This window comes from Exiguobacterium alkaliphilum 12/1 (genome assembly GCF_000714435.1).
GTDB classification, from domain to species: Bacteria; Bacillota; Bacilli; order Exiguobacteriales; family Exiguobacteriaceae; genus Exiguobacterium; species Exiguobacterium alkaliphilum.
In genome coordinates this window covers 29,975-55,211 of sequence record NZ_JJMW01000025.1, presented here as the reverse complement: position 1 = coordinate 55,211, position 25,237 = coordinate 29,975, and the positions used below count along the sequence as shown (strand labels likewise).

The window sequence follows — 25,237 nt, the reverse complement described above, 5'->3', positions numbered from 1 at the left end:
AGGAGGTGAAATTCATGAACTCACTATTTTTGATTGCCGTCATCTTTATCTTCATCGTCGCGATTGCGGCACTCGTCTATCTCATCAAGTCGCTTGTCGACATGTGGCGTGAGTACGCTGCGACGAAAAACGAAACGGTCCTGTTATTATTCATCTTGAACATCGTCGGCTTCTTCTTATCCGGCTCGCTCATCTCGATGATCGTCGCCATCATCTTCTACTGGAACCGGTCGAAAAAGATGCGCAACCTCGGGATTATTCTGCTTATCGCCGGACCGATTCTGTTCATCTTGTTGATTATCGGCTCGTTCACGTTATACGACGCACCGATGATGGACTGGGAACAGATGGAGTATGAGATGAACCTGTGACCAGACGGCACAAACGTCAAACAAAGGAGCGTCGTCCCACTCGGGATGATGCTCCTTTGTTTGATCGTCCTTTAGCCACCCTGGCCGCACGCCGCTTTCCTGAGGGGCGGGCTTTCGGGCGGCGCTGTACGTCTTTCCCGTTACGGACTAAACAGGACGTAACCGACTCAATGGAAAGGGCAATCCTGATGATGTCCGACTTGGACTCGAGGTTTTCGATGATTCTGTCATTCACCCGGCATATAGCCGACCACGGTGTCCGACTCCGGCTCGACTAAAATTGTCGGGACACCAACGACACTGTCCGGTTCAGACGCGAACGACACTGCGAGCACCTCGCTCCCAAAATACGTATCATCTAACAGTTCATAGCCGTGATCGACCGTGACACGCTGTACCTCAGCACTTCCTCCCGCATTGATTGCAGGTTCTTCCCAGTTTCGAGCGGTTACATACGCCCAAGCGACGGCGATGGCTTCGTCGTCAGCCGGCTCATTTCCGTTGACGACGCGCTGCTCCTCGTCACATCCGACGAGCAACAGCACCGCGATCATCATCCATCCGGACACTGAAACAAATCGTCGCATCTCATCCCCCCTCTATAAAAGAACCCGGGGCATCGCCTCCGGGTCGTGTATCACTTCTGATGGAACGGATTGTTCAAGTCACCCGGATTGACCGGGTCGACCGGGTCCACCGGTTCATGCTTGTCTTCTTCGAGGAACGTCGACGGCGTATGCTGCGAGCCGTGCTCGAGGTCGATCGTTCCGGTACGCGTTCCGGCCTCGACCTCGATGCGCGGCGTCTGGCCACGGCCCGAGATGAATTCGAGGCGTCGCTGGGCGACGTCTTTCCGGTCGCGGACGATCTCGAGTTCGTCCAAGTTGCAGTGGAGTCCTCCGAAGTTCGTCTCGAGCTCCCCTTCGACCTCGGCGCCGTGCGGCAAGACGAGACGGATGTTCCCCGCGAGCGAGGCGAGTTCGAACTTGGCCGGACGTGCCGTCGCCAGTTCGGCCCGGATGTTGCCGTTGCCGGTCTTGAGCGAGGCTTTGTCATACTTCCCGCTCACGATGACCGCACCGTTGCCGGTCCGGGCGTGGACGAGCTCGGTCTCGACACCGTCGACCTCGACCGTGCCGTTCCCTGTGTTGAGGAGGAGTTCCGAGGCATGGACCTCATGGAGCACGACGCGACCGTTCGCCGTCTGGACGCGCACACTCTCGACATCGAGCCCGTCGGCACGGACTTCCCCGTTGAGCGTCTGGACGTGCAGGTGGTCGAAATGATGATGCGGGACGTATAGCTCGACGTGCGCCCGGACGAGTTTGTCACGGAGCGAGACGACGAGACGGTCCCCGATGACCGAGTGTTTCACGGCCGATTGCAGCTGTTCGAGCGCCTTGTCCGCATCTTGCTGGCGGAGCGGACGGCCGGTGACGATGAGTTCACATTCGTCGTTGTCCGACGAGACGATCGTCGCCGAGGCGTTGAACAAGTCGAGCGCGATGTCAGTCCCGGTGAACGGGAACGACTTCGAGTACGTCACTTCCGGCCCGAAGTTCGAGCTGAACGAGAAATCGCTGTCCCGCAGTTTCGTGACGAGCCCTTCGACCGCCGACGTCAATTTCGTCGTCAGCGACTCGACCGAGTAGGCGTCGACCTTCTCTGTCTCTTGTTGCGCCTCAAGCGCTTGGACACGCTCGGGCTCTAACCGTTCGAGCCGTTCGAGTTGGGTCATGCCTTCCTCGATCGTCAACTTGCCGTCTTTCACTTGCTGGAGAATCAGTTCACGCATTTCTTGTTTCACGTTCATTTCCCCCTTCGAATTGGATACACGTCAATCATGTTCCCGTTTCTCATCATTTCTATACCTTACTTCCGTTTTCCTGCTTTCGGTTTCGCCCGGGCCGCATCCCGTACTAATACCGGCTTCAAATACTTTCCGGTATACGATGCCGCCACTTCGGCGACCTCTTCTGGTGTCCCCGTCGCGACGATCGTCCCGCCGCCGTCACCGCCTTCCGGACCGAGGTCGATCAAGTAGTCGGCCGACTTGATGACGTCGAGGTTGTGCTCGATGACGAGCACCGTGTCCCCGTTCTCGACGAGGCGCTGCAGGACTTTCAACAGCCGGGCGATATCGTCGACATGGAGTCCCGTCGTCGGTTCATCCAAGATGTAAATCGTCTTCCCGGTCGAGCGTTTATGGAGCTCCGAGGCGAGCTTGACGCGCTGCGCCTCCCCGCCCGACAGTTCTGTCGCCGGCTGGCCGAGCTTCATGTAGCCGAGACCGACGTCAAAGATCGTCTGAATCTTGCGCTTAATTTTCGGAATTTTGTCAAAGAAGTCGAGCCCTTCCTCAATCGTCATGTCGAGGACGTCGGCGATCGTCTTCCCTTTATACTTCACTTCGAGCGTCTCACGGTTATAGCGTTTCCCGTGACACACCTCACACGGCACGTACACGTCCGGAAGGAAGTGCATCTCGATTTTGATAATCCCGTCGCCGCGGCACGCCTCACAGCGCCCACCTTTGACGTTGAAACTGAAGCGGCCTTTCTTATAGCCGCGCATCTTCGCTTCGTTCGTCGAGGCGAACACGTCGCGGATATCATCGAACACGCCCGTGTACGTCGCCGGGTTCGACCGCGGTGTCCGTCCGATCGGGGACTGGTCGATGTCGATGACTTTGTCAATCTGGTCGAGCCCTTCAATCTTCTTGTGTTTCCCTGGCTTCGCTTTGGCCCGGTTGATGTGATGGGCGAGCGACTTGTACAGAATCTCGTTGATGAGCGTCGACTTCCCGGACCCGGATACCCCGGTGACGGCGATAAACATGCCGAGCGGGATCGACACATCGACCCCTTTCAAGTTGTTCTCTTCCGCCTTCAAAATCTTGAGGAAGCGCTCGTCCGGTACTTTTCGTTCGGTCGGCAGCGGGATGAACTTTTTGCCCGCTAAGTATTGACCGGTGAGCGATTTCTTATTTTTCATGAGCTGCTTCGGCGTCCCGGCGGCGATGACTTCCCCGCCATGTTCTCCGGCCCCAGGCCCGATGTCGATCAAATAGTCGGCTTCCATCATCGTGTCTTCGTCGTGTTCGACGACGATGAGCGTGTTGCCGATATCGCGCATCTGTTTGAGCGTCGCGATCAAGCGGTCGTTGTCACGCTGGTGTAGCCCGATGGACGGCTCGTCCAAGACGTACAAGACGCCTGTGAGGCGCGACCCGATTTGCGTGGCGAGTCGAATCCGTTGCGCCTCGCCGCCTGAGAGCGTCCCGGCTGCCCGTGACAGCGTCAAATAGTCGAGTCCGACGTTGTTCAAGAAGCTGAGCCGCTCACAAATCTCTTGCAAGATGAGGCGGGCGATGGCGATGTCTTTCTCACTCAACTCGTTCGTGATGGCGTCGAACAAGTTGATCGCGTTGACGACCGACAGCTCGGTCACTTGCCCGATATGGTGGCCCGTGATTTTCACGGCGAGCGTCTCTTCTTTCAACCGGTAACCGCTACACGTCGGACAGGCGTGCGTCGCCATATACATCTCCATCTGTTCGCGGATATAGTCGGACGTCGTCTCTTTGTAGCGGCGCTCGATGTTTCGGAGCACCCCTTCGAAGAAAATCGTGTTCGTCCGGACTTGGCCGAAATCGTTCTCGTAGCGGAACAGGAACGACTCTTCGTCCGTCCCATTCAAAACGAGGTCCTGGTCGCGTTTCGACAACCGCTCGAACGGGACGTCCATGTCGATTTCGAAATGGTTGCACATCGCCGCGAGCAGTTGTGGGTAATATTGCGAACTCGTCGGCTGCCACGCGGCGACCGCGCCTTCTTTCAACGTCTTCGTCGCGTCGGGGATGACGAGTTCCGGGTCGACGTCGAGTTTCGTCCCGAGTCCGTCACACGTCGGGCATGCGCCGAACGGTGAGTTGAACGAGAACATGCGCGGTTCGAGTTCCCCGATCGAGAAGCCGCAAATCGGACAGGCATGATGCTCGCTGAAGAGGAGCTCCGTCCCGTCCATCTTGTCGATGATGGCCCGGCCGTCCGCGAGGCGGAGCGCCGTCTCGAGCGAATCGGCGAGCCGTCCTTCGACGTCAGGTCGGACGACGAGACGGTCGACGACGACTTCAATCGAATGTTTCTTGTTCTTGTCGAGCTCGATCTCGTCCGTCAGTTCGATCGTTTCCCCGTTGACGCGGACACGGACGAACCCTTCTTTCTTGAGCGAGTCGAACACTTTCACATGCGTCCCTTTTCGTCCGGAGACGATCGGGGCGAGAATTTGCAGGCGCGTCTTCTCCGGTAGCTCCATCACTTGGTCGACCATCTGCGAGATCGTCTGGCTCGAGATCTCGATGCCGTGGTTCGGACAGACCGGTTTCCCGATCCGGGCGAACAAGAGCCGTAAGTAGTCGTAAATCTCCGTCACCGTCCCGACGGTCGAGCGCGGGTTCCGGCTCGTCGTCTTCTGGTCAATCGAGATGGCCGGACTGAGACCCTCGATCGTGTCGACGTCCGGTTTGTCCATCTGCCCAAGGAACTGCCTTGCATACGCGGACAAGCTCTCGACGTAGCGGCGCTGCCCTTCCGCGTAAATCGTATCGAAGGCAAGCGAAGACTTCCCGGAACCGGACAGACCCGTCAAGACGACGAGTTGGTCCCGAGGAATCTCGATATCAATGTTTTTCAAGTTGTTGACGCGCGCCCCTTTGATGACGATCGCATTTTTCTTCTCAGCCATTTAACTCCCTACCTTCAACTCCAAGATTAAGTCACGCAATTCGGCCGCCCGCTCGAACTGGAGGTCGCGGGCCGCTTGTTTCATTTCTTCTTCTAGTTTGGCGATTGCCGCCTCGCGCTCGGCCGGCTTCATCGAGCTGAGCGACTCGAGCACTTCCTCCTCGGCATCGACCGTCGCCCGGATGACACCGCGTACTTCTTTTCGAATCGTCTTCGGGGTGATGCCGTGTTCTTCATTATAAGCCAATTGGATCGTCCGCCGTCGGTCGGTCTCATCGATAGCGCGTTGCATCGAATCGGTCATCTTATCGGCGAACAAGATGACATGTCCGTTCGCGTTTCGGGCCGCCCGGCCAATCGTCTGGATGAGTGACCGGTCCGAACGGAGGAACCCTTCCTTATCGGCGTCAAGGATCGTGACGAGACTCACTTCCGGGATGTCGAGCCCTTCCCGGAGCAAGTTGATTCCGACGAGCACGTCATACTTGCCGAGACGGAGGTCGCGGATGATTTCGATCCGTTCGAGCGTCTTGATCTCCGAGTGCATGTAGTTGACCTTGATGCCGGCCTCACGAAGATAGTCAGATAAGTCCTCGGCCATCTTTTTTGTGAGCGTCGTCACGAGGACACGTTCGTCCCGTTTGATGCGCTCGCGGATTTGATCCATCAAGTAGTCAATTTGCCCTTTGATCGGATGAATCTCAATCGTCGGGTCGATGAGGCCCGTCGGACGGATAATCTGTTCGACCATGTGCGGCGTATGTTCGAGCTCATACGGACCCGGCGTCGCCGAAATGAAGATCGCCTGGCTCAACTTCTTCTCGAACTCCTCGAACTTGAGCGGACGGTTGTCTTTCGCCGACGGCAAACGGAAGCCGTGGTCGACGAGCACTTGTTTCCGCGCCTGGTCGCCGTTGTACATCCCGCGCACTTGCGGGAGCGTCACGTGCGACTCGTCGGCGACGAGCAGAAAGTCTTTCGGGAAGTAGTCGATGAGCGTGTACGGTGTCGCGCCCTCGGGCATCAGGTTCAAATGCCGGGAATAGTTCTCGATCCCGGAACAGTAACCCATCTCGCGCATCATCTCGAGGTCGTAGTTCGTCCGTTGTTCGAGCCGTTGCGCCTCGAGCAGTTTTCCTTCCTCGCGGAACTTCTCGAGCTGTTCTTCGAGCTCGGCTTCGATGTTGACGATTGCTTTTTGCAATTTCTCGTCACGCGTGACGAAGTGGGACGCCGGGAAGATGGCGACGTGCTCACGGTCGGCGATAATCTCGCCCGTGAGCGGGTCCATCTCGCGAATCCGGTCAATCTCGTCACCGAAAAACTCGACGCGCATACAATGCTCGTCACGCGACGCTGGGAAAATCTCGACGACGTCGCCGCGGACACGGAACCGTCCGCGCTGGAAATCGATATCGTTCCGTTCATATTGGATGTCAATCAACTTCCGAAGCATCTCATCGCGTCCCATCTCTTTTCCGACACGGAGACTGAGGACGAGACTGCGGTACTCTTCCGGGTTACCGAGACCATAGATGCACGACACCGAGGCGACGATGATGACGTCGTCCCGCTCGAACAAGGCGGACGTGGCCGAGTGACGCAATTTATCGATCTCATCGTTAATCGACGCGTCTTTCTCGATGAACGTGTCCGTCGACGGAACGTACGCTTCCGGCTGGTAATAGTCGTAATAACTGACGAAGTATTCGACGGCGTTGTTCGGGAAGAACTCTTTGAACTCCGAGTAGAGCTGGCCGGCGAGCGTCTTGTTGTGGGCTAAGACGAGCGTCGGCTTCTTCACTTCTTGGATGACGTTCGAGACGGTGAACGTCTTGCCGGTGCCGGTCGCCCCGAGCAACGTCTGGTAGCGGTCGCCACGGTTGACGCCTTCGACGAGCTGTCGAATCGCTTCCGGTTGGTCACCTCCCGGCGTATATTCCGATTGTAATGCGAACGGGATCGATTCCATGATGATTCCTCACTTTCTGTTCCTACATAATTGATTTGATTATAGCACATACACGAACAAATATTCGCTTCTGACATGTCGCCCATTCCGTTATGATAAAGGATGAATCTATGTAGAAACGAGTTGGTCGACATGTGGTCTCTCCTCTTCATCCCGCTCGGCGCCGTCGTCGGCGCCTTGTCCGGGTTCTTCGGCATCGGCGGCGGGGTCATCATCGTCCCGGTGCTGTTGTTCAGCGGTTATACGGCGGCCGAGGCGGTCGCGACGTCTCTGCTCTTCGTCGTCGGCACGAGCCTCGCCGGTGCGAAGCGGCATACGTCGCTCGGCAACGTCTCCTGGACGACCGGGCTCCTCATCGGACTGACTGGTGCCGTGACGGCCCAACTGTCGAGCCGGCTCGTCCTCGCCTTCTCCGGTACGAGTGATTGGCTGCTGAACGTGTTCTATCTCGCTATCCTATCTTATTTTGCCGTTACGCTCTTAAAGAAAACATCGAAACGCCGACCGAAAGAAAACACGACCGTCGCCGCGGGTGTCATCGGGGCGATCGCCGGGCTGTTGTCTGCGCTCCTCGGCATCGGCGGCGGCTTCATCATCGTCCCGCTCCTCGTCAGCTGGCTCGGCTACTCGACGCACCGGGCTGTCGGGACGAGCCTCGCCGCCGTCTTGTTCATCGCGTTCGGAGGACTCGTCAGCTATTTGCCGTCGCTCACGCTCGACTTCCTTGTCCCGGCCGCGCTCATCCTCGGCGCGTTCATCGGGGCCCCGCTCGGCGCGACGGTGACGAGCCGTTATCGTGAGAAAGAGATTTCACGCCGCCTCGCCTTGTTGTATGGCGTGGTCATCGTCTCGATCACACTCGACTTGATGACGCAACTTTGGATGCCGTTCACGTATATGAGTCTAGGCGTCCTTTTCGTTTTTATCGTCGGTATCACCGCCGATTTCATCGGGCGTTTTACCAAGTGAAAGCCACTTTGAAAATAAAAAAGTGGTTTTTTTGAATATCTTTGTTTTGAAGCGCTTTCAATTGGGGGATATAATGAAGTGGTAAGTCAAAATTCAATATGGGAGAGGGGAGTATCACATGTCAGCATTCGTCAGCGAAATTATTGGTACAATGCTACTCATCTTGCTCGGTAACGGTGTCGTCGCCGGCGTCGTCCTCCGTCATTCGAAAGCGGAGAACGCAGGTTGGGTCGTCATCACGTTCGGTTGGGGCTTCGCCGTTATGATCGGGGTATACGCAGCCGGAATCTACGGAGGGGCGCACTTGAACCCTGCCGTCACGGTCGGGCTAGCGACAGCAGGCTCATTCCCTTGGGCTGATGTGCCAGCCTACATCTTGGCACAGTTTATCGGGGCGTTCATCGGGGCCGTCCTCGTGTTCGTGCACTACAAACCGCACTATGATGTGACCGACGATCCGGGTGCCAAACTGGCCACCTTCTCGACCGCACCAGGGATTCGTAGCACGCCGTTCAACTTGATCGGGGAAATCATTGGTACGTTCGTTCTCGTCTTCGGAATTTTGTCATTCGGGGCCAACACGTTCACGGACGGCTTGAATCCGCTCATCGTCGGTTTCCTCGTTGTCTCGATCGGTCTCTCACTTGGTGGTACAACGGGATATGCCATCAACCCGGCACGTGACCTCGGGCCGCGGATTGCGCATGCGATTCTTCCAATCAAAGGCAAAGGGACGTCGGACTGGGGCTATTCATGGATTCCGGTCGTCGGACCAATCATCGGGGCGGTCATCGCCGCCCTCGTCTATGGCATTCTCGTCCCATAATCTTTCTAATTTCTAAGGAGGCACTCTCATATGGAGAAAGAAAAACGTTATATCTTAGCACTTGACCAAGGAACGACAAGCTCACGGGCCATCATCTTCGACCATCACGGGAAAATCGTCACGACGGCGCAACGTGAGTTCAAACAATACTTCCCGAAACCAGGCTGGGTCGAGCATAACGCGAACGAGATTTGGGGTTCTGTCCTCGCCGTCATGGCCGAGGCGTTCGGGTCGGCTGATATCGATCCAAAAGAGATCGCGGCCATCGGAATCACGAACCAACGGGAAACAGCCGTCGTGTGGGAAAAAGAGACGGGACGTCCGGTCTATAACGCCGTCGTCTGGCAATCGCGTCAAACGGCCGACATTTGTGACGAACTGAAAGAAGCGGGCCACGCCGATTTGTTCCGTGACAAGACGGGGCTATTGATCGACGCCTACTTCTCAGGGACGAAAGTGAAATGGATCCTCGACAACGTCGACGGCGCCCGTGAGAAAGCGGACAATGGCGAGCTCCTCTTCGGGACGATCGACACGTGGCTCATCTGGAAACTTTCCGGCGGCCACGCCCACGTCACCGACTACTCGAACGCGTCACGTACGCTCATGTACAACATCTATGAGCAGAAGTGGGATGACGAGCTCCTCGACATCCTCACTGTACCGAAATCGATGCTCCCGGAAGTCAAGCCATCGAGTGAAGTGTACGCCCATACGATCCCGTACCACTTCTTCGGCTTCGAAGTACCGATCGCCGGCGCTGCCGGTGACCAACAGGCCGCCTTGTTCGGGCAAGCGTGCTTCGATTCAGGCGAAGGGAAAAACACGTATGGCACGGGTTGCTTCATGCTCATGAACACGGGCGAGGAAGCCGTCAAATCGGACCATGGCCTGTTGACGACGATCGCCTGGGGCTACGATGGGAAAGTCGAGTATGCGCTCGAAGGATCGATCTTCGTCGCCGGTTCGGCCATCCAATGGCTGCGCGACGGGCTCCGGATGCTCAAGTCAGCGAAAGACACGGAGCAATACGCGAACCGTGTCGAGACGACAGACGGCGTCTACGTCGTCCCTGCCTTCGTCGGGCTCGGTGCCCCGTATTGGAACTCGGACGTGCGCGGTGCCATCTTCGGCCTGACGCGCGGTACCGAGAAAGAACACTTTGTCCGGGCGACGCTCGAGTCGCTCGCCTATCAGACGCGTGACGTCTTGACGGCGATGGAACAAGACTCAGGAATCGAGTTGAAAACGCTCCGTGTCGATGGTGGCGCGGTCAACAACAACTTCCTCATGCAGTTCCAGGCTGATATCTTGGACGTCCCGGTCGAGCGGCCGGAAGTGAGCGAGACGACGGCACTCGGGGCCGCCTACCTCGCCGGTCTTGCCGTCGGATTCTGGAAAGACCAAGCGGAAATCAAGCAACAGTGGAAACTCGACCAACAGTTCGAACCGAGCATGGACGAGTCGCACCGCGAAAATCTTTACAAAGGCTGGCAACACGCCGTCGAAGCGACGATGGGCTTCAAACCATCGAAACTTGAATCGTAAGCACACGAAAGGGAGCCTCCGCGGAGGCTCCCTTTTTTCGAGCATTCATAACTTGCGCAGACGTAGCCGCGGGCTCATCGGCTCCCCGACGAACAAGATGCCGAGCTCATGCGGGTCGGTTTCATACATCGCCCGCTGGACGAACCGGATATCCCCGTTCAAGTTGAGTACCTCGAGCTTGATGTACGGTTTATGAAGCTGGAGCGCCTCATAGAAGCTGCTCCCGCCCGTGATGACCGTCCCGTTCACTTTATAAATCGACTCGCCCGGGATGAGTTGCATCGCTTCCCCTGGCGAACCCGGGAGCGTGTCGACGATGACCGCCCCACGGTTGCCGTTGATGAACACCGGCGTCGTCGCCCGGTTCTCACGTTTGATGAGCTGTAACGCGAGCTCATACAATACATAGAGCGCGATCAAGACGTAACCGGCGTACGGCACGTCAAGTGCGTAAGACGCTCCGAACAGACCGAGCGCGATGACGGCAAGGATGCCGCGATACGTGCTCAACTTTCCGAGGAGCGTCCGTGGCAACGCCCCGGTCGACAAGAGGCTCACCCCGATTGGAATCGGTAGGATGACTGGGACCATCCCGTCGAACCCGAACGACGGCGGCAAGAAGACGACGAGTGGGAAGAACCAGAGTCGTTTGACGACGTGACCGCCGATGAATTGACCACGTTTCGACAAGATGAGCGTCGGCGACGTCTCGACGTTCCCGTTCCACCGTAGCAAGACCGCCTCGGCGAGCGTGACGACGCCGAAGACGAGCGCATACACCGGCCAACCGACCTCGGCGAGCTGAGCGACCGTCTCGTCGAGCGGTCCGAACGAGATGACGTCACGAAGCGACACGGCCGCGAGCATGACGAGGAGCGGGAACGCCGGGCTGACGAAGCGCGGATGCATCGTCAAGACGACGAGGGCGTACAGGACGGTGAACGTGACGAGCCATTCGACGTTGACCGTCGTCTCGAGCCAGACGGTCGCGACCGAGGCGAGCACGCCGAGCAGAAGGCTTGGCCAGACGAAATGAATCCAGTCCGATTTTGGCGGGCGCCGGCGTGAGCGGAACATCGCCCGTTCCCGTTTGATGCGTGTCATGGATATGTAAGCGAGGGCGACGAGCGTCACCCAGAGCAGCGGACTACCAATCAAAGTCAATAAAGCGAGTACACTCATTCGTAGAACGTCCACACGTGTCCAATCCTTTCCCTAATCCTTATTTTGCGGCTTCTTCGAGCGCACGGTTCAACTGGGCGTCGTTCGCCTCGTCTTGAATGACTTCAAGTAGACGTGATTCGAGCGCCGATGCCGTCTCCTCGTTGACGATTCCGTCCGCCGTCAAGTTGTTGTCTTCTTGGAAAGCGGAGACGGCCCGCGCCATCGTATCGCCGTAATAGCCCGCCTGTCCGCCCGGCTCGTAGCCGAGGCCTTCTAAGACGGTATGCAAGTTCGAGACCGAATCGCCGTAGTCGCCGACTTCGAGCGTGTCCGCCTCGGCGAGGATGCGGTTGACGCTGAAATAGTCCGGTTGATTGACTTCGATGTCCGGTTCGATGCCTTTCTCGTTGATCCAGTTGCCGTCCGGCGTGAGCCATTTGCTCGTCGTCAGCTTCAAGTTGCTGCCGTCCGCCAAATCGAACGCCGTCTGGACGACGCCCTTGCCGAACGTCTTGTTGCCGATCACGGTCGCCCCGGCCCCTTCTTTGAGCGCACCGGCAAGAATCTCCGACGCCGAGGCCGAGCCTTCGTCCGTCAAGACGAAAAGGCCGTACGGCTTCGCCTCACGGGCGCGGCCGCTCTGCGACTCACGCTCCCCGTTGGCGTCCTCGATTTGGACGACAGGCGTGTCCGTCGGGACGAACCCTTCGACCATCGTGATGACGGACGGCAACAGGCCACCCGGGTTTCCGCGCACGTCGATGATGAGGCTATCAATGTCTTGACTCTCGAGTTCCTCGAGCTGTTCCAAAAATTCGTCGTCGGTCGGTTCGGAGAACTGGGTCACTTGCAGATAGCCGATCTTCTTGCCCGCTTCTTCCTTCACCTCTGACGTCACCGTCTCGATTGGAATCGTGTCCCGCGTGATCTCATAGTCGGCCTCTTGCCCGCCGCGGCGAATCGTCAACGTGACGACGGTCCCTTTCTCTCCGCGGATGAGACGCACCGCCTCTTCGACGGCCATCCCTTCAATCGACTCGCCGTCGACGGCCGTGATGACATCCCCTGGACGGAGTCCGGCCGCTTCGGCCGGAGCGCCTTTGATTGGAGCGACGATTAAGATGTCTTCTCCTTTCTTCTCCAAAGTCGCGCCGATTCCTTCAAAACTCGACTCAATCGAATCGGTGAATTGCGACGTCTCTTCCGCGTCGAGGAAGTCCGAATACGGGTCGTCGAGGGCGGCGGTCATCCCGTCGAGCGCCCCGATGAGGAGCGCTTCGTCTGATATATCTTTAAGTGAGTGGGCCTCGATGAGCTTGCGCACTTGTTCGACTTTGTCCCAGCCCTCGCTCCGCGGTTGGATGGCGGTCGGAAGAGCAGTCGTATCGGTAAACGCCATCGTCGCGAGCCCTGCACCGGCCCCAGCGACGAACGTGGCGCCGGCGAGTAGTCCAGCGGTTGAATTTTTCACGGGTAGTCCCTCATTTCTCTTGATCAGTCTTTCATTCAGTATAGCAAAAAGTTTAGAAGAAAAGACGCGTTCCACACATTTGGGACGCGTCTCTCCGTCAATAGCCGATATAAGGACCTGGGTCGACCGCGTTCGGTTGCCCCGGGGCCCATTCGCCACGGTGAAGTTCGAAATGTAAGTGCGGCCCCGTCGACCAGCCCGTGTTGCCGAGCGTTCCGACCGTCTGGCCGGCCGCGATCGTCTGGCCCGGTGTGACCGTGATTGAGTCGAGATGGCCGTACACCGTCGTCCACACTTGGCCGCCTAACACGTGCGAGACAAAGACGACGTTGCCGTAGCCCGTCGCCGGCGCCGCCTTGATGACGATGCCGGGTGCCGCCGCCACGATGGGCGTGCCGGTCGCGTTGACGATGTCGATGCCGCGATGCGACTCCGGCGCCCCGGTGAGCGGGTTCGCCCTCGGGCCGAACCGGCTCGAGACGTACCCGGAGACGGGACGGACGAACGTCGACACAGGTTGCGTCACGTTCTCAGCCGCTTCGACTGGCGGAACCGGTGGCGCGACACGTGCTGTGCCCGGCGACGACTCCGTCTTCGCTTTCGCCTCGGCTTCTTGGCGTGCTCGCGCCTCTGCATCTGCCTTCGCTTGGGCGTCCGCCTTCGCCTGTGCCTCGGCTGCTGCTTTCGCTTCCGCTTGTCGTCTCGCTTCCGCTTCGGCCGCCTCGCGTTCGGCGGTTGCAATCGCCTCGAGCTGACCGGCGATGATGCGGCGCTGTTCGTCCATGAGCGCCTGTTCTTCCTCGCGCGTCATCTGTTCGAGCTCGAGTAGCTCGACTTGTTCGTTTAGTTCGGAAAGGAGCGACTGCTTCTCCTCGGCTGCACGGTCGAGCGCCTGCTTCGTGATGACGAGTTCACGCTCTTTTTGTTTGACGAACGACAGCTGGGTCCGTTGCGTCGTCTCGAGCGACTCGAGCCGCTCGACTTCTTCCATGAAGCTATGTATGAGGTCCCGGTCCTGCTCCGCGATCGACTGCGCCGTCATGAGACGCGTGACGAAATCCCCGAACGTGCGGGATTCGAAGATGACTTGGAGATAGGACCGGTCCTCGTTTACTTGAAGCACACGAAGACGCTCACTGAGGAGCGCCTTCTGGCCTTGGAGGTACTGCTCTTGGGCAGCGAGTTGGCGGCGTGTCGTCTCGAGCTCGGTGCGGGCCGCGTCGGCTTCAGCCTGCTGGACGGCAATCTGTTCACTGAGGCTATCGAGCCGTTCGTTGACGGCCTTCACCTCGGTCAAGACCGCGTCACGCTCCGCCTCGGTGATGTCAAGCTCGGCGTCCGTCTCGGCTTGCGCTTTCTTGGATGCCTCTAGCTGTTTGGATAGACGATCTTGTCGTTCCCGTAACGTCTCTTTCTCCGTCGCCATGACCGGCGCGGCAAGTAACGTCATACATAACCCAAGCGCAAGCGAACGTTTCATCCGCCAACTCCCCCTTATCTAAGTTAGACTTTCAAGAATCGACCGAGCGATGTCGTCGATCCCCAGATCCCGATGAACGCCCCGAGTGCCAACAAGACGAGTGACACTTGCGTCGTGAGCGTCGATGGATCAATCAACTTAAATATATCACCATTCAATTGATCTAGCGATGGTTGTAAAGCACTATATGCGACATCGTAGCCGAAGTAGACGACGGCGATCGGGATGAGCGCGCCGAGCACACCGAGGAGGAGTCCTTCGATGAAGAACGGCCAGCGGATGAAGCTGTTTTTCGCCCCGACGAGACGCATGATCTCAATCTCGCGGCGACGCGAGAAAATCGTCATCTTGATCGTGTTCGAGATGAGGAACATCGCCATGAGCGTGAGCCCGACGATCAATACGAGTCCGCCGATGCGAATCCCGTTGAAGAACGCGAACATCTTGTCGATATAGTCCTGTCCGTATGTGACTCTATCGACGTTCTCAAGCGACTGCACCACCTCGGCGACTTGTTCGGTCTCGAGCGGGTCTGACGCCTTGACGATGTAACGGTCGTGGAGCGGGTTGTCCTTCTCGACCGCACCGTATGCGTTCGCGTCTTCCCCTAACTGGTTGCGGAAGTTCTCGAGCTCATCGTCTTTCGAGCTGAACGTGACTTCGGCGACACCAGGAATCTGTTCGATGTTTTGTCCGAGCTGTTCGACGTCCGCCTCTTCGGCGGTCCGTGTGACGAACACTTGAATCTCGACGTCGTTCTCGACGTTTTGTGAGATCTCATTGACGTTGAACATGACGAGCGCGAAAATCCCGACGAGTAACAATGTGATGGTGACGGCACTGATGGCCGCAAACGTCATCCACCCGTTGCGAAGTGTTCCTTTGAACCCTTCCCGTAAGTGGCGGAGTCCACTTTTAAATATCATAGCCATACGCTCCTTTCTCTTCATCGCGGACGACTTTCCCGTTCTCAATCGCGATGACGCGATGGCGAATCTTATCGACGATGTCACGGTTGTGTGTCGCCATGACGATCGTCGCACCGCGGCGGTGAATCTCTTCAAATACTTCCATGATGCCCCACGCCGTGTCCGGGTCTAAGTTCCCGGTCGGCTCATCGGCGATGATGAGCTTCGGCTTGTTGACGATCGCGCGGGCGATCGAGACGCGCTGCTGTTCCCCACCCGACAGTTCGTCCGGATAGTTGCGGGCCTTGTTTTTGAGCCCGACGAGGTTCAACACGTCCATCACTTGCTTGCGCATCGTATTCGTGTCGGCTTGGACGACCTCGAGGGCGAAGGCGACGTTCTCGTACACGGTGAGCGACGGCAACAACTTAAAATCTTGGAAGATGACGCCGAGTTGGCGGCGAAGTTTCGGCACGTGGCGATTCTTCAGCTTGCCGACATCGATGCCGTCAATCAACAATTGACCGCTCGACGGCTTCTCCTCCCGATAAATCATTTTCATAAACGTCGATTTCCCGGCGCCGGATGGTCCGACGACGTAGAGGAACTCGCCGTCTTGGATTTCTATGTCGAGATCATCGACGGCGACGACGCCGTTCGGATATACTTTACTGACTTTTTGCATCGAAATCATAACGTATTCCCTACCCTTTTTAAATATTTTTCATGCATCTATGACGAAGTTTCATTGTTTTAGTAACTGTATATTTTTCGTCTAGCCTCTGTTCTACAGGAAACAGAACGTGCTGTCAAGGCACGTTGCTCGTACCCACGCCCTAGTCAATTAGACCGAAGACAGGACAAGGAGCGCTACCATTATATCAATCGGTTTTTTAAAACACCATTACAGGAGTGTTTCAGTTGGAGGGCGCACGGTGGGAAATTGTCACATCGAATGCTTACTTCACGCATTCGTCATATTTACTGAAATCGCGGTTCAAAAAAGGCGTCCTGTAATGAGGACGCCTTCCGATTTTACTCAGGGGGTTGGTCTTTCAACGCATCGAACGGCGACCGCTTTTTCTTTCGGTACTTGATGTGGATTGTCGGCGATTCGTACTCGTCCGAGGCGCGGATGTCCTTACTCGACACACGCATGAACGACCAGGCGAGCAGTAGCATGATGAAGATGAGCGGGAACCCGCCGACGATGCTCGCCGTTTGGAGCGTGTCGAGTCCCCCGAGGAACATGAGGGTAAGCGGCATGATACAGAGCGCGAACGCCCAGAACAAACGATTCCAAGCCGCCGGCTCCCCTTCGACATACTTTTGTGTCACCGATGCCAAAATATATGAGGATGAATCAAACGTCGTCGCGAGGAAGATGATGGCGAGGAACGTGAACACGGCGACGACGACCTTGCCGAACGGCAGCTGCCCGATGATGGCGATAATCGTCGCAGCCGGTCCGTACGTATCCATATAACCGATGACATCGAACGCGCCGCTCAAGTGGAGATAAAGCCCGAAATTCCCAAGAATTCCGAAGAAGAGGATACAACCGAACGTCCCATATACCATCGTCCCGATGATCATCCCGCGAATCGTCCGACCGCGTGAGATGCGGGCGACGAACAGTCCGACGAACGGCGCATAGACGAGCCACCACGCCCAGTAGAACACGGTCCATGCTTCCGGGAAGCCGGTCTCGGTGAATCCGCCGAGGTTCCCGAACGGTTCCATCCACGTCGCCATCTTGAAGAAGTTGTCGAGCAGGATGCCGACGGCGTTGAACGTCGTCTCGAGGATGAAGCGCGTCGGCCCGAGGATGAGGACGAAGGCGAGAATCGAGAGCGACAGCCAAATGTTCAAGTCACTGAGCACTTTGATGCCGCGCTTTAACCCGACGTACGAGCTGACGGCGAAGATGACCGTGCAGACGAGCATGATGACCGCCTGCATGCCGAGCGTCACCGGGATGCCGGTGATTTCGTTCACTCCTTCGGCGATCATCGGCGTGCCAAGGGCGAGCGTCGTCCCCGCCCCGCCGAGCAGGCCGAAGATGAACAAGATGTCAATCAGCTTCCCGACCGGACCGTCCGCCCATTTGCCGATGACAGGCCGGACCGCCTCGCTCACTTTGAGTACGGACTTGCGCCGGACGTAAAAGAAGTATGCAATCGGGAGCGCCGGGAGCGTATAGATCGCCCAGGCGATCGGACCCCAGTGGAACATCCCGTACGCCGTCGCCCACTGAATGGCCTCGGTCGATTCCGGTTCGACGCCGAACGGAGGCCCTTGATAGTAGTACACCCACTCGATGACCGACCAGTAGAGGATACTCGAGCCGATCCCGGCCGCGAACAGCATCGCCGCCCACGAGAACGTGCTGAACTCCGGCTCCTCGTCTTCGCGCCCGAGCTTGACGTGGCCGTTCTTGCTGAAGGCGACAAAAATCAAAAACCCGAACGCGCCGAGTCCCATCGCCAAGTACAGCATCCCGAAGTTTTGGGTCATGAACGTGTTCGCTACCCCGACCCATGTCCTGCCCGTCTCCGGGAACAAGACGAGCGGCAGCGTCACCGCGAGCAATAGGCAGAACGCGCCGATGAACGTGGGCCAATCAATCAATTTCGTTTTCAATGTACCCCACCCCTTGAAGTTGTTATTCTTTTTTACCAACATTTCATCGCGACGAAACAAAAAACCACGGGTCGCCCCGTGGTCTCCGTATTATTTCTTCTCAGCGAGCCAAGCCGCAACGGCTGCGATCTCGTCGTCATCTTGGATAACGTTCGCAGGCATATTTCCTTGACCGTTTCGAATGATTCCTTCGATGTCTTCAGCCGACAAGCGTGCCCCGACGTCTGTCAAAGCCGGACCGCTCATCCCTTCTAAGTTCGCGCCGTGACAAGCCGCACAGTTTTGCGCGTATACCGCTTCCGCGTCAATCGAGCCTGTCGTCGTCCCCGAATCGTTGCCTGACGTGTCTTCCTCGTCGCCGCCACCGCACGCACCGAGCGTGAGCATGGCGCCGAGGCCGATGGCCATCATCCACTTCTTCATATAGGGTTCCCCTCCTAAGTTGTAGAAATAACCTACAATTACCATTATAGCCGTTCTGAAGCGCTTTCTAACCTAATCTCATGAAAAGTACACAAAGATTACACATCTTACGGCACGTTGATGTAGCGTTTGTCCGACGTGAACCCTTGCCCCATTACCTCGTGCGCCTCGCTGAAGACGAGGAACGCGTCGGGATCGATGCGACGGATAATCTCCTTCAACCGGCTCACCTCATTCTGCCGGACGACGACGAGGAGCATCGGTCGGTCGAGTCGCGAGTAGGCCCCAATCGCCTGAATCTCAGTCGCCCCGCGGTCGAGCTCGTCGAAGACGGCCCGCGTGATGACGTCACGCTTCTCCGAGATGACGTACGCCATCTTGTCTTGCGTGAAGCCGAGCTGGACGAAGTCGATCATCTTGATCGTGATGAAAAGCGCGATGAGCGCATACAGTCCCGTCGTGAACGAGAACGTCACCGCCGCGACGAGGACGACCGCCCCGTCGAGGATGGCGATACACAGATAGAGCGGGATGTGCGTGAACTTATGTAGGATCTGCGCGATCAAGTCCATCCCGCCCGTCGAGGCGCGCCCCCGGAAGATGAGGCCGAGGCCAATCCCGACGCCCGCCCCGCCGAACACGGCCGCGAGCAACGTATCGTTCACTGCGGCACCGGCGTCAATCAACTCATAGAACAAGATCACGCCCGGCAAGAAGATCGAGCCGACGAGCGACTTGACGCCGAAGCCGAGCCCGAGGATCATCCAGCCGATGACGAGGAGGAGCACGTTCGCCACGAGCTGGAACGCCCCCGGCGAGATGCCGAACAGCTCGTACGTGATGATCGAGATCCCGCTGACGCCGCCCGAGGCGAGGTTGTTCGGGAGTAGAAACAAGCTGAACGCCGAGGCGACGAAGACGGACCCGGTCAGTAAATACATATAGTCTTTGACGATTTGCTTCATTAAAGGTTTTCTCCTCTACATACAACGTGGCCCAAAGACATCGGTCTTTGAGCCACATGCATCACATATTTGTCTTGCGGAGGTACGCGTCGATGAAGCCCATGATGTCCCCATCCATGACGCCGCCCGTGTTCCCGACTTCATAGCTCGTCCGGTGGTCTTTGACCATCGCGTACGGGTGGAAGACGTACGAACGGATTTGGCTACCCCAGCCGATGTCCGTCTTCTCGCCGCGAATCTCGTCGAGCTTACGTTGCTGCTCGTCGAGCTCGCGTTGATAAAGTTTCGCCTTAAGCATCTTCATCGCCGACTCACGGTTCTTGATCTGTGAGCGCTCGGTCTGACACGAGACGACGACACCCGTCGGCACGTGCGTGATCCGGACGGCCGAGTCGGTCGTGTTGATGTGCTGACCGCCGGCGCCTGACGCGCGGTACGTGTCGATGCGGAGGTCTTCGGTCTTCACGTCGACTTCGATGTCGTCATCGAACTCCGGCATGATGTCACATGAGACGAATGACGTGTGACGGCGGCCTGACGAGTCGAACGGCGAGATGCGCACCAAACGGTGAATCCCTTTCTCCGCTTTCAAGTACCCGTAGGCGTTGTGCCCGACGATGCGGAGCGTGACCGACTTGACGCCGGCCTCCTCGCCCGGAAGGTAGTCGACCGTCTCGACTTTCCAACCCTGCTTGTCGGCGAAGCGCTGATACATGCGAAGGAGCATCGATGCCCAGTCTTGCGACTCGGTCCCGCCGGCTCCCGGGTGAAGCTCGAGGATGGCGTTGTTCGCGTCATACGGCCCGTTCAAGAGGATCTCGAGCTCAAACTCGTCGAATTGACCTTTCAGCTCCGTCACCATCTCGGCGAGCTCTTGCTGCATCTCGGCGTCCGGCTCTTCCTTGATGAGTTCGAGCGTCACTTCGCCGTCCTCATGTCCGTCGGCGAGCGCCTGATATTTGTCGACCATCGCTTTCAAGCCGTTCGATTCGTCGATGACTTTTTGCGCCTTCTCTTGGCTGTCCCAGAAGTCCGGGTACGTCATCTCGTTCTCGAGCTCGGCGATACGTGCCTGCTTCTCCGTCAAGTTGAGGGAAGCCTTATAGTTGTCGAGGCGTTTGGCCATCGCCTCGAGTTCGTTCCGAATATCTGAAATTTCCATAGTGTGTATCACCTTTCCGTAGGAAAGAGGCGAGCAGGCTCGCCTCTTAAAAAATCAAGCTTGTTGTTTACCGTGGCAGTTCTTGAACTTCTTGCCCGATCCGCACCAGCACGGGTCGTTGCGGCCAAGACGTTGGTCTTCGGTGCGACGGACCGGCTTCTTCTTCACCGGGGCGTCGTCCTTGCCAGAGACGGCCACTTCTTCTTCGACGACTTTCTCACGACGGAGGTTGTCGCCGACCTCGGCGCGAAGGACGAATCCGGTCACTTCTTCCGAGATGGCCGCGTTCATCGCGTCGAACATGTTGATCCCTTCCGCCTGATACTCGCGGAGCGGGTCGTTCTGACCGTAAGCGCGCAAGTGAATCCCTTGGCGGAGCTGGTCCATATGGTCGATGTGCGACATCCAGTGCGAGTCGACGGCACGGAGGACGATGATCTTCTCGAACTCGTTGAACCGCTCTGGCGGCGCGAGTTGACGTTTCGCCTCGTACTGCGCGTTCGTGCGCTCGAGAAGAAGTTCGGTGATCTCTTCGCGTTCCTTGCCGAAGAAGTCTTTCCCTTCGACCGAATTCTCGAGCGCGAGCGTCTGGTTCGCCCAGTGCGCGAGCTCGTCGATGTTCCATTCTTCCGGCACGAGCTCGAGCGGCGTATACTGCGCCACGCCGGCCTCGACCGTGTCTTGCATCATCGAACGGACGATGTCAGACACCGACTCGTTCTCGAGGATGCTGGCCCGGTCCTTATACATGACCTTCCGTTGGTCGGCCATGACGTTATCGTAACCGAGGAGCTGTTTCCGCGCGTCGTAGTTGTTCCCTTCGACTCGTTTTTGGGCCGACTCGACGGCTTTCGAGACCATGCGGCTCTCGATCGGTTGCGTGTCGTCCATCCCGAGACGCTCCATCATGCTCTGGAGGCTGTCGGTACCGAAACGGCGCATCAGTTCGTCTTCGAGCGACAAGTAGAACTGGGATTTACCCGGGTCCCCTTGACGACCGGCACGACCACGGAGCTGGTTGTCGATCCGGCGTGACTCGTGACGTTCCGTCCCGATGATATACAAACCACCGAGATCGATGACGCCTTCTCCGAGCTTGATGTCGGTTCCGCGTCCGGCCATGTTCGTCGCGATCGTGACCGCGCCTTTTTGACCGGCGTTCTCGATGATTTCGGCCTCGCGGGCGTGGTTCTTCGCGTTCAACACTTCATGCTTGATCTTCTTCTTCGAGAGGAGCTTGCTCAAGTATTCAGACGTCTCGACCGCGACCGTCCCGACGAGCACCGGTTGGCCTGTCGCGTGCGCTGCCGTGATTTCTTCGACGACCGCCTTGAACTTGCCTTCCATCGACTTGAAGATGAGGTCGGAGCTATCCTGACGGAGAATCGGTTTGTTCGTCGGGATCGTCACGACCTGCATGTTGTAGATGTTCCGGAACTCTTCTTCCTCCGTCTTCGCCGTACCGGTCATCCCGGCGAGCTTCTCATACATGCGGAAGTAGTTCTGGTACGTGATCGTCGCGAGCGTCATCGATTCGCGTTGAATCTCGACGCCTTCTTTCGCCTCGATTGCCTGGTGCAACCCTTCAGAGTAACGGCGTCCGTCCATGACGCGGCCCGTGAACTGGTCGATGATCATGACTTGGCCGTCACGGATCATATAGTCGACGTCGTGGTGCATGACCGCGTTCGCACGGAGGGCGAGGCCGACGTGGTGGTTGACCGAAACGTGGTCAATCGCGAACAAGTTGTCGATGCCGAAGAACTTCTCGGCGAGGTCGACCCCTTTGTCCGTGAGGAGGACCGATTTTGTCTTCACGTCGACCGTGTAGTCGTCCTCGACTTTCAGTGTGCGGACGAACGCATCGGCGCGCGTGTAGAGCTCGGTCGACTTCTGGGCCGATCCCGAGATGATGAGCGGAGTACGCGCCTCATCGACGAGAATCGAGTCGACTTCATCGACGATCGTGAAGTAAAGTTCGCGCTGGACGCGGTCTTCCTTGTAGAGGACCATGTTGTCGCGCAAATAGTCGAACCCGAGCTCGTTGTTCGTCGAGTACGTGATGTCGCAGTTGTATGCCGCCTGCTTCTCTTCGCGTCCCATGTTCGAGACGTTCAAGCCGACCGAGAGGCCGAGCGCGAAGTAGAGCGGTTCCATCAACTCTTTGTCACGACGGGCCAAATATTCGTTGACCGTGACGACGTGGACGCCGCGGCCCGTGAGCGCGTTCAAGTAAACTGGGAGCGTCGCGACGAGCGTCTTCCCTTCCCCGGTCTTCATCTCGGAGATGTCGCCGTTATGGAGCACGTATCCCCCGATAAGCTGGACGCGGTAGTGACGCATGCCGAGCACGCGCTCCGACGCCTCGCGGCAGACCGCGAACGCTTCCGGGAGGATGTCGTCGAGCGTCTCGCCCTTCGCGAGACGACCGCGGAACTCTTCAGACTTCGCCTGCAACTGTTCGTCAGACAACGCTTTGATCGGTTCAGCAAACGACTCGACGAGGTCGGCCGCTTTCTCTGCTTTTTTCAATATCCGTTTCTGTGGAGCAAATAAATCTTTCAAAAAGTTCGCCATACTCATATCTCCTCAGCATTCCTATAAAATGCATGTTTTTTCCCTAATGTACAGTTTAACCGAAGTGACCCGCGCTTTCAAGGAAAGGCAAAACGAAACGGCCCCCCGTCGAGGGAGGCCGTGTGATAGTCGAGTTAAGATTATTCTGGTTCAATCAAGCCGTATTTGCCGTCTTTCCGACGGTAGACGACGTTCGTGTTGCCCGTCTCGGCGTCTGAGAAGACGAAGAAACTGTGGCCGAGCATATCCATCTGGAGGATCGCTTCTTCTGTGTCCATCGGCTTGAGCGTGAAACGCTTCGTCCGCACGAGTTCGAGCTCTGACTCTTCATCGTCATACACTGCCACGTCTTCCGGGCCTTCGAGCGCTTTGAAGTACTCGCCGATCCCGCCTTCTTTGGCGCGTCCTTTACGGTTGAGTTTCGTTTTGTGTTTACGGATTTGACGCTCCAACTTGTCGACGACAAGGTCGATCGCCGCGTACATATCGAGGTTCGTCTCTTCAGCACGAAGCAACAAGTTCGGCATCGGAATCGTGACTTCTACTTTTTGCTTTTCATTGTACACTTTCAAGTTGACGTAAGCCGTCTGTGCATCCGTAGGAGTTGTGAAATACCGAGTCAACTTCTCCAGCTTCTTCTCGACATAGTCTTGGATGGCTGGTGTGACTTCAATGTTTTCGCCGCGAATGTTATAAATCATCTGAACTCCTCCTTAAAATAACCGCTTGACCCAATGATTCGTCGCATGTGACGGAATCTCCTGCTTCATTTCTGAAAAGAAAGTGGAACCAGGTGGCTCATATTTAGTATACCCCGAATTCGTTTGCATTGAAAACGTTATCATCAGAAAATAATGACAATTTTGTTCCAAATGATCCGTCTCGTCGCTGAATCGGTTGGTATAAAGGTTTGTACCCGTTCCACAGATTTTTAAACGCGAAATTGACGAGTCAGACGTTATGTGAGAAAAACAAAAAAGCCGGCTCTACGCGAGAGCCGGCTCAGTTTGAAATTATAATTTTACAACGTTAGCCGCTTGTGGGCCACGCTCGCCATCAACGATTTCAAACTCTACCTCTTGACCTTCGTCAAGTGATTTGTAGCCGTCAGTTTGGATTGCTGAGAAGTGTACGAACACGTCTTTGCCGCCTTCTACTTCGATGAATCCAAAACCTTTTTCTGAGTTAAACCATTTTACTTTACCTACCATGTGTAAATCCATTCCTTTCACCATTGAAGAATACAGAGGCTTTCCCTCTACCGGTAATCTTACCACCTTATGGATGGCGTGACAAACACTTTCTCAATATTTTGCAAACGATTTACTTTTTGGCTTACATTGGAATTATATTTCCCTACTTTTCATATTGTCATATTGAGTTTACATTTTTTGTGATATATCATGGAAGAGATGATTTAGGTTTGTGCCGCTAACATTTAGCCGATCCTGAAAATCCAATATGAGGAGGATGGTGCAGCGTATGCGCCCCTACTATTCCGACGAAAAATATCGCATCACGAAACGAACCGTGGCGATTTTGCCTTGCTTCGACATGATGAAGCAGTCGCAAATCATTCTCGAGGATGGCACGGACATCTCGACCCCGCTCAGGCCGTATCAGTTGCTGCAGCTCTCTTGCCGCCAGTATAACAGCTCGATCGAGGAACGGATCTTCATCGCCAAGCGCGTCGCCGGCGTCAAAGGGAAAGTGCCCGTCGTCATCGAACCGACGAGCGGTCTCGTCTTCTTCCCGACGAAATCGCCGAAGCGCGAGGACTGCGAATGGTACGCCTGGTCCCACGTCCGTGAAATCGCCACGGTCGAAGGGAACCCGAACGGCATCATCGTCACGACCGACGGCCGCCGGATTCAGACGAACGCGACCGCGTACGTCTTGAAGAATCAAATCAAAGCGACGGGAGAACTCGTCGCCCGGTTCCAACAACTGAACATGAGCCCTGTGCTCGAATCTTGACCTGCCTTCCGTCATGTGACGGGAGGTTTTTTCTTA

21 protein-coding genes are annotated in these 25,237 nt (G+C 56.8%); 5 read left to right on the top strand and 16 right to left on the bottom strand.

The annotated features are described in order from the left end of the window. Window positions 1-14 precede the first annotated feature (14 nt). Window positions 15-371 (top strand): hypothetical protein, encoded by a 357-nt coding sequence (locus RT52_RS06430; RefSeq protein WP_034816020.1) that lies wholly within the window; start codon window positions 15-17, stop codon window positions 369-371. A 227-nt stretch (window positions 372-598) separates the two neighbouring features. On the opposite strand, the gene RT52_RS06425 is transcribed toward RT52_RS06430, so the two are convergent. The 4 genes from RT52_RS06425 to uvrB are packed head-to-tail and all read right to left on the bottom strand — an operon-like array spanning window position 599 to window position 7,088. Further along, window positions 599-958 (bottom strand): hypothetical protein, encoded by a 360-nt coding sequence (locus RT52_RS06425; RefSeq protein ID WP_034806831.1) that lies wholly within the window; start codon window positions 956-958, stop codon window positions 599-601. A gap of 50 nt (window positions 959-1,008) precedes the next feature. Beyond that, a complete protein-coding gene (locus RT52_RS06420) occupies window positions 1,009-2,184 on the bottom strand; it encodes a DUF4097 family beta strand repeat-containing protein (protein WP_245175481.1) in 1,176 nt (391 codons plus the stop codon). A 59-nt stretch (window positions 2,185-2,243) separates the two neighbouring features. Continuing rightward, window positions 2,244-5,117, bottom strand: a complete 2,874-nt coding sequence (gene uvrA / locus RT52_RS06415) for an excinuclease ABC subunit UvrA (protein WP_034816017.1) — start codon at window positions 5,115-5,117, stop codon at window positions 2,244-2,246. Continuing rightward, entirely contained in the window at window positions 5,118-7,088 is a 1,971-nt protein-coding gene (gene uvrB, locus RT52_RS06410; RefSeq protein WP_034816013.1) for an excinuclease ABC subunit UvrB, read from the bottom strand. A gap of 132 nt (window positions 7,089-7,220) precedes the next feature. Here uvrB and RT52_RS06405 point away from each other — a divergent pair, with 132 nt between their 5' ends. The 3 genes from RT52_RS06405 (at window position 7,221) to glpK (ending at window position 10,431) form a co-directional block, all read left to right on the top strand. Beyond that, window positions 7,221-8,057: a sulfite exporter TauE/SafE family protein gene (locus RT52_RS06405; protein WP_034816010.1), complete on the top strand. Its 837-nt coding sequence runs from the start codon at window positions 7,221-7,223 to the stop codon at window positions 8,055-8,057. Window positions 8,058-8,175: 118 nt separating this feature from the next. Next, window positions 8,176-8,883 (top strand): MIP/aquaporin family protein, encoded by a 708-nt coding sequence (locus RT52_RS06400; RefSeq protein WP_029334585.1) that lies wholly within the window; start codon window positions 8,176-8,178, stop codon window positions 8,881-8,883. A 30-nt stretch (window positions 8,884-8,913) separates the two neighbouring features. Then, window positions 8,914-10,431: a glycerol kinase GlpK gene (gene glpK / locus RT52_RS06395; RefSeq protein ID WP_034816007.1), complete on the top strand. Its 1,518-nt coding sequence runs from the start codon at window positions 8,914-8,916 to the stop codon at window positions 10,429-10,431. Between the two features lie 45 nt (window positions 10,432-10,476). Here the strand turns inward: glpK and RT52_RS06390 are convergent, their stop codons facing one another. From RT52_RS06390 to cspD, 12 genes are all read right to left on the bottom strand, one after another. Then, window positions 10,477-11,613, bottom strand: a complete 1,137-nt coding sequence (locus RT52_RS06390) for a PDZ domain-containing protein (RefSeq protein WP_034816005.1) — start codon at window positions 11,611-11,613, stop codon at window positions 10,477-10,479. A gap of 40 nt (window positions 11,614-11,653) precedes the next feature. Then, window positions 11,654-13,066 (bottom strand): S41 family peptidase, encoded by a 1,413-nt coding sequence (locus RT52_RS06385; protein WP_034816002.1) that lies wholly within the window; start codon window positions 13,064-13,066, stop codon window positions 11,654-11,656. A 97-nt stretch (window positions 13,067-13,163) separates the two neighbouring features. Beyond that, the gene (locus RT52_RS06380; protein ID WP_034815999.1) at window positions 13,164-14,546 is read right to left on the bottom strand and encodes a murein hydrolase activator EnvC family protein; all 1,383 of its coding nucleotides are present in this window, start codon (window positions 14,544-14,546) and stop codon (window positions 13,164-13,166) included. 23 nt (window positions 14,547-14,569) lie between these two features. Then, window positions 14,570-15,472, bottom strand: a complete 903-nt coding sequence (gene ftsX, locus RT52_RS06375; RefSeq protein WP_034815996.1) for a permease-like cell division protein FtsX — start codon at window positions 15,470-15,472, stop codon at window positions 14,570-14,572. After that, complete coding sequence (ftsE, locus tag RT52_RS06370; RefSeq protein ID WP_034806846.1) at window positions 15,462-16,148, bottom strand: cell division ATP-binding protein FtsE; 687 nt, start codon at window positions 16,146-16,148, stop codon at window positions 15,462-15,464. The genes ftsX and ftsE overlap by 11 nt, the downstream gene beginning before the upstream one ends. 341 nt (window positions 16,149-16,489) lie before the next feature. After that, window positions 16,490-18,097 carry a BCCT family transporter gene (locus tag RT52_RS06365; protein ID WP_034815993.1) on the bottom strand — a complete coding sequence of 536 codons (1,608 nt, stop codon included), beginning with the start codon at window positions 18,095-18,097 and terminating at the stop codon, window positions 16,490-16,492. Between the two features lie 90 nt (window positions 18,098-18,187). Next, the gene (cccB, locus tag RT52_RS06360; protein WP_034815991.1) at window positions 18,188-18,520 is read right to left on the bottom strand and encodes a cytochrome c551; all 333 of its coding nucleotides are present in this window, start codon (window positions 18,518-18,520) and stop codon (window positions 18,188-18,190) included. A gap of 107 nt (window positions 18,521-18,627) precedes the next feature. Next, a complete protein-coding gene (locus tag RT52_RS06355; RefSeq protein ID WP_034803916.1) occupies window positions 18,628-19,485 on the bottom strand; it encodes a YitT family protein in 858 nt (285 codons plus the stop codon). 61 nt (window positions 19,486-19,546) lie between these two features. Then, window positions 19,547-20,647 carry a peptide chain release factor 2 gene (prfB, locus tag RT52_RS06350; RefSeq protein ID WP_034803918.1) on the bottom strand — a complete coding sequence of 367 codons (1,101 nt, stop codon included), beginning with the start codon at window positions 20,645-20,647 and terminating at the stop codon, window positions 19,547-19,549. Window positions 20,648-20,701: 54 nt separating this feature from the next. Beyond that, complete coding sequence (gene secA, locus RT52_RS06345) at window positions 20,702-23,224, bottom strand: preprotein translocase subunit SecA (RefSeq protein ID WP_034815988.1); 2,523 nt, start codon at window positions 23,222-23,224, stop codon at window positions 20,702-20,704. 140 nt (window positions 23,225-23,364) lie between these two features. After that, a complete protein-coding gene (gene hpf, locus RT52_RS06340) occupies window positions 23,365-23,925 on the bottom strand; it encodes a ribosome hibernation-promoting factor, HPF/YfiA family (protein ID WP_034803921.1) in 561 nt (186 codons plus the stop codon). Window positions 23,926-24,237: 312 nt separating this feature from the next. Continuing rightward, the gene (cspD, locus tag RT52_RS06335; protein WP_024370455.1) at window positions 24,238-24,435 is read right to left on the bottom strand and encodes a cold-shock protein CspD; all 198 of its coding nucleotides are present in this window, start codon (window positions 24,433-24,435) and stop codon (window positions 24,238-24,240) included. Window positions 24,436-24,694: 259 nt separating this feature from the next. Here cspD and RT52_RS06330 point away from each other — a divergent pair, with 259 nt between their 5' ends. Beyond that, the gene (locus RT52_RS06330; protein WP_245175480.1) at window positions 24,695-25,201 is read left to right on the top strand and encodes a competence protein ComK; all 507 of its coding nucleotides are present in this window, start codon (window positions 24,695-24,697) and stop codon (window positions 25,199-25,201) included. The last annotated feature ends 36 nt before the right edge of the window (window positions 25,202-25,237 follow it).

Bases quoted from the DNA above. Each gene is read 5' to 3' on its own strand.
- RT52_RS06330 (WP_245175480.1), top strand. From the start codon at position 24,695: ATGGTGCAGCGTATGCGCCCCTACTATTCCGACGAAAAATATCGCATC.
- RT52_RS06380 (WP_034815999.1), bottom strand. From the start codon at position 14,546: ATGAAACGTTCGCTTGCGCTTGGGTTATGTATGACGTTACTTGCCGCG.
- prfB (WP_034803918.1), bottom strand. From the start codon at position 20,647: ATGGAAATTTCAGATATTCGGAACGAACTCGAGGCGATGGCCAAACGC.
- uvrA (WP_034816017.1), bottom strand. From the start codon at position 5,117: ATGGCTGAGAAGAAAAATGCGATCGTCATCAAAGGGGCGCGCGTCAAC.
- cspD (WP_024370455.1), bottom strand. From the start codon at position 24,435: ATGGTAGGTAAAGTAAAATGGTTTAACTCAGAAAAAGGTTTTGGATTC.
- glpK (WP_034816007.1), top strand. From the start codon at position 8,914: ATGGAGAAAGAAAAACGTTATATCTTAGCACTTGACCAAGGAACGACA.
- RT52_RS06400 (WP_029334585.1), top strand. From the start codon at position 8,176: ATGTCAGCATTCGTCAGCGAAATTATTGGTACAATGCTACTCATCTTG.
- RT52_RS06425 (WP_034806831.1), bottom strand. From the start codon at position 958: ATGCGACGATTTGTTTCAGTGTCCGGATGGATGATGATCGCGGTGCTG.
- RT52_RS06390 (WP_034816005.1), bottom strand. From the start codon at position 11,613: ATGAGTGTACTCGCTTTATTGACTTTGATTGGTAGTCCGCTGCTCTGG.
- uvrB (WP_034816013.1), bottom strand. From the start codon at position 7,088: ATGGAATCGATCCCGTTCGCATTACAATCGGAATATACGCCGGGAGGT.
- RT52_RS06420 (WP_245175481.1), bottom strand. From the start codon at position 2,184: ATGAACGTGAAACAAGAAATGCGTGAACTGATTCTCCAGCAAGTGAAA.
- RT52_RS06405 (WP_034816010.1), top strand. From the start codon at position 7,221: ATGTGGTCTCTCCTCTTCATCCCGCTCGGCGCCGTCGTCGGCGCCTTG.
- ftsE (WP_034806846.1), bottom strand. From the start codon at position 16,148: ATGATTTCGATGCAAAAAGTCAGTAAAGTATATCCGAACGGCGTCGTC.
- RT52_RS06355 (WP_034803916.1), bottom strand. From the start codon at position 19,485: ATGAAGCAAATCGTCAAAGACTATATGTATTTACTGACCGGGTCCGTC.
- ftsX (WP_034815996.1), bottom strand. From the start codon at position 15,472: ATGATATTTAAAAGTGGACTCCGCCACTTACGGGAAGGGTTCAAAGGA.
- RT52_RS06430 (WP_034816020.1), top strand. From the start codon at position 15: ATGAACTCACTATTTTTGATTGCCGTCATCTTTATCTTCATCGTCGCG.
- hpf (WP_034803921.1), bottom strand. From the start codon at position 23,925: ATGATTTATAACATTCGCGGCGAAAACATTGAAGTCACACCAGCCATC.
- cccB (WP_034815991.1), bottom strand. From the start codon at position 18,520: ATGAAGAAGTGGATGATGGCCATCGGCCTCGGCGCCATGCTCACGCTC.
- secA (WP_034815988.1), bottom strand. From the start codon at position 23,224: ATGGCGAACTTTTTGAAAGATTTATTTGCTCCACAGAAACGGATATTG.